Source organism: Thermus sp. (assembly GCF_037444525.1).
Classification (GTDB): Bacteria; Deinococcota; Deinococci; order Deinococcales; family Thermaceae; genus Thermus.
Genome location: NZ_JBBIMD010000111.1, coordinates 1 through 2,715 on the forward strand (window position 1 = coordinate 1; position 2,715 = coordinate 2,715).

At 65.7% G+C, this 2,715-nt stretch carries 2 protein-coding genes, 1 tRNA gene and 1 pseudogene; 3 read left to right on the forward strand and 1 reads right to left on the reverse strand.

Features of this window, described 5'->3' with window-relative positions:
- The 3 genes and pseudogenes from WKI94_RS11800 to cas6 all read left to right on the forward strand — a co-directional run.
- A pseudogene (locus WKI94_RS11800) lies at nt 1-120 on the forward strand (IS256 family transposase); the annotation flags it as partial.
- On the forward strand, nt 117-1,487 hold the full coding sequence (locus WKI94_RS11805) for a TIGR02710 family CRISPR-associated protein (protein WP_337845920.1): 1,371 nt from the start codon (nt 117-119) through the stop codon (nt 1,485-1,487). The pseudogene WKI94_RS11800 and the gene WKI94_RS11805, both read left to right, overlap by 4 nt.
- Nucleotides 1,484-2,233, forward strand: a complete 750-nt coding sequence (cas6, locus tag WKI94_RS11810) for a CRISPR system precrRNA processing endoribonuclease RAMP protein Cas6 (protein WP_337845921.1) — start codon at nt 1,484-1,486, stop codon at nt 2,231-2,233. The genes WKI94_RS11805 and cas6 overlap by 4 nt, the downstream gene beginning before the upstream one ends.
- A 194-nt stretch (nt 2,234-2,427) precedes the next feature.
- Here the strand turns inward: cas6 and WKI94_RS11815 are convergent.
- Nucleotides 2,428-2,533: transfer RNA gene (locus WKI94_RS11815), tRNA-Ala, on the reverse strand.
- Nucleotides 2,534-2,715 lie beyond the last annotated feature (182 nt).

The following is a 2,715-nucleotide window of genomic DNA, read 5'->3' on the forward strand; positions in this document are numbered from 1 at the left end:
CAGGAAGGGAGGTGGGCGGAGCGGAGGTTGAAGGGTTTTGCCGAGGTGCAGGAGGTGTTGGAAGGGATGCTTCGGGAAAGGTATGCCCCCCGTACACAGACGCTTACACATAAATCTTGACACGACCGCTGGAAGAAGCCCGGAAAGCCCTCTACGAGAAGCTAGACCGTGGGGAAGACCCCAGCCCCTTCTACAACGAGACCGTCTGGCCCCTCCTCCTGGCCCTTTGGCGGGAAGACCCTCCGGTGCGCCCCCAGTTCCAGCCCTACGAGGTCTCCATCCACACCGTGGGCACAAGCCCTGAGGCCACCATCCTGGCCATCCTGGGCACGAGGGCGGAGCGGGTCTACCTCCTCCACACGGAGGAGAGCGAGAAGTACCTGGAACGCATCCGGAAAGAGAGCGGCCGAGCGGCCTACCCCATCCGGGTGGACAGGAGCGACGCGGCCTCTATCTACAAGGAGGTGGCCCGGCTCCTGGCCCAACACCGGGGGGCACGGGTGGCCCTGGACCCCACGGGCGGCACCAAGGCCATGACCTCAGGGCTGGCCGCGGCCGCCTTTTTCCTGCAGCGGGTCTACCCGGAGATCCAGGTGGTCTACGTGGACAACGAGGGTTATGACCCCCGTCTGCGCCGGCCCATCCCGGGCACGGAGTACCTGGTGCGCCTCCCCAACCCCTACGAGGTTCTGGGGGATGTGGACGAGCACCTGGCCCGCACCCTGTACCAAGAAGGAGAGTTCAAGAAAGCCGCGGACTACTTCCACAAGGCGGCCAGGAAAACGGGGCAGGAAGGCTTCCGCCTCTATGGACTCCTAGCCAGCACCTACCAAGCCTGGAAGGACCTGGACTTCTCAGGGGCGAGGAGGGCCCTGGAAAGCCTCCTCAGGGAGCTGGACCGGGACGCCCACCTGAAGCACCCCCTAAACGAAAGGCGAAAGGCCCTCGAGGCCCAGCAAAAGGGCCTCACCGCCATCCTGGCCCTGCTGGGGGAAAAGAACCTATCGGACAAGGAAGGCGTGGCCTGGCTCGCCGCCACCCTGCTTTCGGGGTACGAAGGGGCCAAGGCCCACCTTCCCCTGGCGGCCCTCTACGCCTACCGGGCCCTGGAGCTCCTCCTCCAACACCTGGCCCTGGGCATGGGCCTGGACCCTGACGCCCCCCACTTTGCGCCCGGGGAGGAAAAGGCGCTTCGGGACACCCTCGAGGCCCTTCTCCCCAAAGGGGAGGAGGTCCGCATCCCGGACCGCTTTGGCCTCCTGCACCTCCTGGCCTACCTAAAGGCCAAGGACCATCCCGCCCTGAAAGCCTGGGACCCCAAACGCCTCCAGGGCCTCCAAGGGGCCTTGAGGGCGCGGAACAAGGCCCTCCTGGTCCACGGCCTGGAAAGCCCCAAAGAAGGGGACGTGGAGCAGGTGGCCAAGCTAGCCCGGGAGCTTCTTAAGAGCCTTGGGGTGGAGGCCAAGGCCGAGCCCATCCCCTTATGACCCTGGCCGCCCTGGTGCTGGAGCTGGAGGGGAAGGCCCCGCCCACCCCCTTGGGCCTCCGGGGCTTCTTCTATAGCCTCCTAAAGGAGGGCTTTCCCGAGCTACACGACCAGGGGGAAAACCCCTTCAGCCTAGGGTTTGGGGGCAAGGAAAGGGCCTACTGGGCCCGCCTGGCCTTTCTCCGGGAAGACCTCTACGCCCGGCTCTCGCCGGTGGTGTTTGGCCTCGAGGGCCAGGGGGTGCGCCTGGGGGCCCCTTTCCGCGTGCGCCGAGTGCTCCAGGAAGGGCACCCCTGGGCCGGGGTCAGCACCTACGCCCGCCTTTTCCAGGGGGAAGCCTCCCCCGACCTCCCCTTGCGCTTCCACAGCCCCACCTTCTTCCGGCGCAAAGGGGTGAACTACCCCCTTCCCGAGCCCCGGCTGGTGCTGGAAAGCCTCCTGAGGCGCTTTGCCGCCTTCGCCCCCGTAAAACCCCCCGAAGGGGTACAGGCCGCCCTCCTGGAAAGGACCACCGTCCGCTGGCTGGAGGGGCGCACCCTGGGGGTGGAGGGGGACGCAGAAGCCACCGGCTTCGTGGGCCGGGTGGTCTACCACCTGCCCAAGGCCACGGAGGAGGAGGCCCTATGGCTCACCGCCCTGGGCCGCTTCGCCTTCTTTAGCGGCGTGGGGGCCAAGACCAGCCTGGGGTACGGGCGGGCCAAGGCGTTCCGGCCTCGAGGGGATGAGGAGGCGGCCGGGCACCCCTAGGGCCGAGCACCCTACCGAAACTTTCGCTTCAACGGGGGCCCCCAAAGGAGGACCTGGCAAGCCTCTTCATTGGGTTGCATGGTGAGCCTTCGCCACAAGGGGACGTGGCGATCCCCTGTCGCAGAAACTGGGGGCCCTCCCCTCTAGCCCAAAAGCAAACCCGCCCCCAGCAAGGGACGGGTTTTTGCCGTCCCTGGTAGAGGGGGAATTTGAACCCCCGTCCTCCCACTTGCAAGGAGGCCACCCCCCTTCTTCCCCCGTTGGAAAGTTCCGGTTTATCCCCTATCCACTGGGTTTTCCTTGAGCTTCCACCCCCTTGGATTCAGCCTGATTCAGGCTGGGTTGCGGTCTGCCCAACCCATCTCGGAAAGGCCAACCCCTCTGATAACCCCCCCTTTCGGTTATTCACCTGCATAGACCTTGACAGGACAAAAGGAAAGGGGGTCTTTGGTTCTTATGAACACACCCAAGACCCCCATACC